General features: G+C 61.3%; 7 protein-coding genes. All 7 read right to left on the bottom strand.

Features of this window, described 5'->3' with window-relative positions; all coding sequences use genetic code 11:
• Positions 1 to 157, bottom strand: a 157-nt coding sequence (locus ABI213_RS21070) for an alcohol dehydrogenase catalytic domain-containing protein (protein ID WP_348028533.1), incomplete at its 3' end; no start/stop codon positions are given.
• Positions 158 to 384: 227 nt separating this feature from the next.
• On the bottom strand, positions 385 to 1,527 hold the full coding sequence (gene dnaJ, locus ABI213_RS21075; protein ID WP_348007834.1) for a molecular chaperone DnaJ: 1,143 nt from the start codon (positions 1,525 to 1,527) through the stop codon (positions 385 to 387).
• Between the two features lie 152 nt (positions 1,528 to 1,679).
• Entirely contained in the window at positions 1,680 to 3,623 is a 1,944-nt protein-coding gene (dnaK, locus tag ABI213_RS21080; protein ID WP_348007835.1) for a molecular chaperone DnaK, read from the bottom strand.
• Positions 3,624 to 3,740: 117 nt separating this feature from the next.
• Positions 3,741 to 4,289, bottom strand: a complete 549-nt coding sequence (gene grpE, locus ABI213_RS21085) for a nucleotide exchange factor GrpE (protein WP_348007836.1) — start codon at positions 4,287 to 4,289, stop codon at positions 3,741 to 3,743.
• Positions 4,290 to 4,412: 123 nt separating this feature from the next.
• On the bottom strand, positions 4,413 to 4,772 hold the full coding sequence (locus ABI213_RS21090; protein ID WP_092758500.1) for an FKBP-type peptidyl-prolyl cis-trans isomerase: 360 nt from the start codon (positions 4,770 to 4,772) through the stop codon (positions 4,413 to 4,415).
• A gap of 126 nt (positions 4,773 to 4,898) precedes the next feature.
• Positions 4,899 to 6,065, bottom strand: a complete 1,167-nt coding sequence (locus ABI213_RS21095) for a fumarylacetoacetate hydrolase family protein (protein ID WP_348007837.1) — start codon at positions 6,063 to 6,065, stop codon at positions 4,899 to 4,901.
• Positions 6,066 to 6,072: 7 nt separating this feature from the next.
• On the bottom strand, positions 6,073 to 6,543 hold a 471-nt coding region (locus ABI213_RS21100; RefSeq protein WP_348028531.1), incomplete at its 5' end, for an SDR family oxidoreductase.

The raw sequence follows: 6,543 nt of genomic DNA on the forward strand, positions 1-6,543 counted from the left end.
CGGGGTCGGCACCGCTGAGCGTGTAGTAGTCGGTGTGGCAGATGCCGGTGGCTTTGATCTCGACCAGCACTTCGCCGAATTGGGGGCCGTCCAGGTCCACGGTTTCGATGGTCAGGGGGGCTCCGGCTTTCCAGGCGACTGCGGCTTTGGTTTTCATGGCGGTGTCCTTGCGGCGAGCAAAACTTCAACTATAAGCGGACACCGCGATTTCCTCATCGGATCATGGTGTCATTTTTATAAAAAAAGTGCCTCTAGCGCAGGTAGCACCTGCACGAGCAGCTATCAACACCATAGCGAATGGGGTTTTAGTCCAGCCATGAAAAAAGCCTCTGGGTGCAGGCACCCAGGGGCTTTCAAACTAAGCAGGGCAAGCGAAGCAACACCCTATGCAAAGAACTTCTTCAGCTTGTCGGTCCAGCTGTCGCCAGTGGGCGAGTGTTTGCCGCCACCTTTTTTAAACGACTCTTCCAGCTCGCGCATCAGCTTGCGCTGGTGCTCGGTGAGCTTGACCGGGGTTTCCACCGTGATGTGGCAGTACAAATCGCCGGGCGAGCTGTCGCGCACGCCCTTGATGCCCTTGCCGCGCAGGCGGAACTGTTTTCCCGCTTGCGTGCCTTCGGGGATATCGATGGCGGCTTTGCCCGACAGGGTAGGCACTTCGATCTCGCCACCGAGTGCGGCGGTAATGAAGCTCACCGGCACCGAGCAGTGCAGGTCGCCACCGTCGCGCTCAAAGATGTCGTGCTTTTTGGTGCGTATCTCGATGTACAGGTCGCCCGAGGGGCCACCGTTCGAGCCCGGCTCGCCATTGCCCACGCTGCGGATGCGCATGCCGTCGTCGATACCGGCCGGGATTTTGACTTCCAGGGTTTTTTGCTTCTTGACCTTGCCTTGGCCGCTGCAGACGGTGCAGGGGTCGGGAATGACCTTGCCCGTGCCGCGGCAGGTGGGGCAGGTTTGCTGCACGCTGAAAAAGCCCTGGCGCATTTGCACCGTGCCCTGGCCCGCGCAGGTGCCGCAGGTCTTGGCCTGGGTGCCGGGTTTGGCACCGCTGCCGTGGCAGGTGTCGCAGGCTTCCCAGGTGGGGATGCGGATTTGCGCTTCCTTGCCGCGTGCGGCTTCTTCCAGCGTGACTTCCATGGCGTAGCTGAGGTCGGCACCCCGGAACACCTGGCGACCGCCACCGGCGCGACCGCCCCGGCTTTGGCCGAACATGTCGCCAAAAATATCGCCAAAAGCCTCGGCAAAACCACCGCCCGCAAAGCCTTCGGCCCCGGGGCCGCCGCGCATGTTCGGATCGACGCCGGCAAAGCCATGCTGGTCGTAGGCGGCGCGCTTTTGCGCGTCGCTCAGCATTTCGTAGGCTTCCTTGATTTCCTTGAACTTGTCTTCAGCACCCTTGGCCGAGTCCCCCTGGTTGCGGTCAGGGTGGTGCTTCATCGCCAGTTTGCGATAGGCTTTTTTGATTTCTTCCTCGGACGCGTTCTTGGGAACGCCAAGGGCTTCGTAATAATCTCGTTTGCTCATGCTGCAATCACTTTCTCAATACGGCGATCGGGGTTGAGCCAGACCCGCGCTAGGGGGGAACCAGGTGGCTCGCTACGCAAAAAGCCGCGCCGAAGATCCCAACAGGACCATCCGAGCGCGGCACGGGTCATGGAAGCCTGCGGCCTCTCAAATTAGCCCTTTTTGACTTCTTTCACTTCGGCATCGACCACGTTGTCGTCAGCAGCTTGGGCGGCTTCGGCTTCCGGTGCGGCTGCACCAGACGCACCGGCTGCGCTGGCGGCTTCCTTGGCTTGCATGTCGGCGTACATTTTCTCGCCCAGCTTCTGGCTGACGGTCATCAAAGCGGTGTTCTTTTCGTCGATGGCGGCTTTGTCTTCGCCTTTCAAGGCTTCTTCCAACGACTTGATAGCAGCTTCGATGCTTTCCTTTTCGGCCGCTTCGATCTTGTCGCCGTACTCGGTCAGGCTCTTCTTCACGCTGTGCACGCTGGCTTCACCCTGGTTACGGGCTTGCACCAGTTCCAGCTTCTTCTTGTCGTCGGCGGCGTTCAGCTCGGCATCTTTCACCATTTGCTGGATTTCGGCTTCCGACAGACCCGAGTTGGCCTTGATGGTGACCTTGTTTTCCTTGCCGGTGCCCTTGTCTTTGGCGCCGACGTGCAGGATGCCGTTGGCATCGATGTCGAACGACACTTCGATCTGCGGCGTACCACGTGCTGCCGGTGGAATGCCTTCCAGGTTGAACTCACCCAGCAGCTTGTTGACGTTGGCGATTTCGCGCTCGCCCTGGAACACCTTGATGGTCACAGCGGGCTGGTTGTCGTCGGCAGTGGAGAAGGTCTGTGCAAACTTGGTCGGGATGGTCGTGTTCTTGACGATCATCTTGGTCATCACGCCGCCCAGGGTTTCGATACCCAGCGACAGAGGCGTCACGTCCAGCAGCAGCACGTCCTTGCGGTCGCCAGACAAAACTTGACCTTGGATCGCTGCGCCAACCGCCACGGCTTCGTCGGGGTTCACGTCCTTGCGGGGTTCCTTGCCGAAGAATTCCTTCACCTTTTCTTGCACCTTGGGCATGCGCGTCATGCCGCCAACCAAAATCACGTCATGGATGTCGGCCACGGACACGCCCGCATCCTTGATGGCGGTGCGGCAAGGGGCGATGGTGCGCTCGATCAGTTCTTCGACCAGGGCTTCGAGCTTGGAGCGGCTGAGCTTGATGTTCAGATGCTTGGGGCCGGAGGCATCTGCCGTCACGTAAGGCAGGTTGATGTCGGTAGCTGCGCTGTTGGACAGCTCGATCTTGGCTTTTTCAGCGGCTTCCTTCAGGCGCTGCAGGGCCAGCACGTCCTTGGACAGGTCTACGCCGGATTCTTTCTTGAACTCGGCAATGATGAAGTCGATGATGCGCTGGTCAAAGTCTTCACCACCCAGGAAGGTATCGCCGTTGGTGGATAGCACTTCGAATTGCTTTTCGCCATCGACATCGGCGATTTCGATGATGGACACGTCAAACGTGCCGCCGCCCAAGTCATACACCGCAATCTTGCGGTCGCCCTTTTCGTGCTTGTCCAGGCCAAATGCCAGGGCTGCAGCGGTAGGTTCGTTGATGATGCGCTTCACGTCCAGACCGGCAATGCGGCCTGCATCCTTGGTGGCTTGGCGCTGTGCGTCGTTGAAGTACGCGGGCACGGTGATCACGGCTTCGGTGACGGCTTCGCCCAGGTAGTCTTCAGCGGTCTTCTTCATCTTGCGCAGAATGTCGGCGCTGACCTGTTGGGCCGAAATCTTGTTGCCGCGTACTTCCACCCAGGCATCGCCATTGTCGGCAGCCACGATGGAGTAGGGCATCAGGTCGATGTCCTTTTGGACTTCTTTTTCGGTGAACTTGCGGCCGATCAAACGCTTGACGGCGTACAGCGTGTTCTTGGGGTTGGTGACAGCCTGGCGCTTGGCGGATGCACCGACCAGCACTTCGCCGTCTTCTTGGTACGCCACGATGGACGGGGTGGTGCGTGCGCCTTCGGCGTTTTCGATCACGCGGGGCACATTGCCTTCCATGACGGAAACGCAGCTGTTGGTGGTGCCCAAGTCAATCCCAATAATTCTTCCCATGATTTCTTCCTTTGATTTGTGTAAGTGGGTGGGGGTCTTTGCCTTAAAGACCCTATGTGTCTAACGTGTGGATAACTTTTGCCACTTCAAGAGTGGGGTTATCCAATTTCTTTGTTTTTATTTAGGTGCGGTCACGGTGACCAAAGCCGGGCGCAGCACGCGTTCCGAGATTAAATAGCCCTTTTGCAGCACGCTAACCACGGTGTTGGCTTCTTGCTCGGCCGGTACCACGCTGATGGCCTGGTGCTGGTGCGGGTCGAACTTGGTGCCGGCAGCGGGAGCGATCTCAATCACCTTGTTGCGTTCCAGCGCGCTTTTCAACTGGCGCAGGGTGGCTTCGGCACCTTCGCGGATCTGGGCGGGCGTGCCGTCCTTGATGGCCAGGCCGGCTTCCAGGCTGTCGGCCACGGGCAGCAGGCTTTCGGCAAAGCTTTCCAGGCTGAATTTGCGGGCCTTGGCGATGTCGTCTTCGGCGCGGCGGCGGGCGTTCTCGGCATCGGCCTTGGCGCGCAGGAACTGGTCGGCCAGATCGGCGCTTTTGGCTTTCAGGGCTGCCAGTTCGGCCTGGGCCATGGCCAGCGCTTCCACGTCGCTGGTGGCTTGGTCTTCGGCGGGGGACATGCCGTCCAGGGGCTGGTGGTCAGGGTGGGTGTTGTTTTCGGACATGTTCTGGAGGATGAGTGGAGTGAACCAGCTACGCAAACTGGGGCCATCCCGGCTTTTCTCAAGGGGGTGGCCTGCAAAAAATCGCGCTACGCGGCCAGGTACCAGACCCAGCCCAGGGAAAGCTCAGCCCTTGATGGCCAGCAGTTCCACGTCGAATTTCAGGGTGGCGTTGGGCGGAATCACGCCGCCCGCACCGCGCGCACCGTAACCCAGGGCGGCAGGGATGATCAGCGTGCGGGCACCACCGATTTGCATGCCGGCCACGCCTTCGTCCCAGCCCTTGATAACCATGCCCGCGCCCAGCGAGAACACGAAGGGGTCTTTGCGGTCCTTGCTGGAGTCGAACTTGGCACCTTGCACGCCGTCGTTGTACAGCCAGCCGGTGTAGTGCACGGTGACGCTTTTGCCCTTGGTGGCGACATCGCCCGAGCCCTGGATGGTGTCTTCAAACTGCAGGCCGGAGGCGGTAGTGGTGAAAGCCATGAATGTTCCTTGAGGTGTTTGCTATCGTAAAAATAGCTGCTTGCGCACAGAGAATATGCGCAGCAGCCCTAAAAGATGCTGGATTATGCCAGCAGCGTTTCAGGGCTTTGCCTCTGGACTTGCGCCCTAGCGCCGCGCCAGGTCGCCCATCAGGGCGCGGATGCCGTAGGTCCATGGCGGCACCTGGTCGCAGGTGTTGACACGGTTGACCAACTGGCCCAACTGCGCCGTGCCCACGGTCACCACGTCGCCCACCGTGTGGGTAAAGCCCTGGCCTGGGCCGTGGCGGTCTTGGGTGGGGGCAAACATGGTGCCTAAAAACAGCATCAGCCCGTCGGGGTACTGGTGGTTGGGGCCGATGGCCTGGGCCACCAGGTCCAGCGGATCGCGGCTGATTTTGGACAGGCTGCTGCTGCCGTGCATCACAAAACCGTCGTCCTGCCCGGTGACCTGCATCGCCAGGTCGCAGCGGCGCACGTCGGCAATACCGAAATGCGCATCAAACAAGCGGATGAACGGGCCGATGGCGCAAGACGCGTTGTTGTCCTTGGCCTTGCCCAGCAGCAGGGCGCTGCGGCCTTCGAAATCGCGCAGATTCACATCGTTGCCCAGGGCTGCGCCCACGGTTTCACCCCGGCTGTTGACGGCCAGCACCACCTCGGGCTCGGGGTTGTTCCAGGCGCTGCCGGGGTGGATGCCGACCTCGGCACCCGTGCCCACGGCGCTCAGCGGCTGGGATTTGGTGAAGATTTCGGCATCCGGGCCAATACCCACCTCCAGGTACTGCGACCACATGCCCTGCGCCAGCAGCACTTCTTTGAGTTGGCTGGCAGCGGGTGAGCCGGGCTGGATGTTGCTGAGGTTGTCGCCAATCACCGCCACCACGGCGGCGCGCACGGCCACGGCCTTGCTGGCATCGCCCCGGGCCTGTTCTTCGATCACCCGCTCCAGCATGCTGGCCACAAAGGTCACGCCTGCGGCCTTTAGCGCCTGCAAATCGCAAGGGGCCAGCAGCCAGGGTAGGGCGGGGTCGCGGGCGGAAAAGGCCGAATTCGCCAGCACGGCGGCGGTGTCGGCAAGGTACTTGCCGGGCTGGGCGCACACCTGGGCGGCGGCGTCGGGCAGTTCCAGCAACTGGCTGGCGGTGGCGGCCAGGTGCTCCAGGCTGGTGATGCCATCGGCCTGCACCCGCACCAGCACCGGGCCGCTGCCCGGGACCCAGATGCGGCCTATGAGTACCGCCTGGGCGTGGTCGGTGGGGAGTGTGCTGGCCAGTGTGAGATGCAGCTGCATGAAAATCCTAGTAAGTGGCGCGTCCGCCGGAAAGGTCAAATACCGCGCCGGTGGCAAAGGCGCACTCGGCGGAGCACAGCCATGCTACTTGGTCAGCCACCTCTTCGGCGCTTAAAAAGCGCTGCATGGGGATGCGCGCCAGGATGGACTGGCGGCGCTCATCGGTCAGCGCATCGGCCATGGCCGTCATCACGGCGGCGGGGGTGATCGCGTTGACCAGCACACCCTCGGTCGCCAGCTCCTTGCCCAGGGTTTTGGTGAGCGCAATCATCCCGGCTTTGGAGGCCGCGTAGGCCGCGGCCTGGGGCATGCCTTCCTTGCCCTGGATGCTGGAAACATTGACGATGCGGCCGCGCCAATCAGAGGCCGGGTTCTTCAAGATCCATGGAATGACGGCGTGGCAGCACAGAAAAGTGCCGACCAGGTTCACCTCCAGCACCTTGCGGAATTGCGCCGGGCTGTGTTCCCAGGTATTGGC

This window comes from Rhodoferax sp., from assembly GCF_039922535.1.
Lineage (GTDB): Bacteria > Pseudomonadota > Gammaproteobacteria > Burkholderiales > Burkholderiaceae_C > Rhodoferax_B.

What these genes read in the sequence shown, in the direction of transcription:
- grpE (WP_348007836.1), bottom strand. Translation starts at nt 4,289, where the DNA reads ATGTCCGAAAACAACACCCACCCTGACCACCAGCCCCTGGACGGCATG.
- ABI213_RS21095 (WP_348007837.1), bottom strand. Translation starts at nt 6,065, where the DNA reads ATGCAGCTGCATCTCACACTGGCCAGCACACTCCCCACCGACCACGCC.
- ABI213_RS21090 (WP_092758500.1), bottom strand. Translation starts at nt 4,772, where the DNA reads ATGGCTTTCACCACTACCGCCTCCGGCCTGCAGTTTGAAGACACCATC.
- dnaK (WP_348007835.1), bottom strand. Translation starts at nt 3,623, where the DNA reads ATGGGAAGAATTATTGGGATTGACTTGGGCACCACCAACAGCTGCGTT.
- dnaJ (WP_348007834.1), bottom strand. Translation starts at nt 1,527, where the DNA reads ATGAGCAAACGAGATTATTACGAAGCCCTTGGCGTTCCCAAGAACGCG.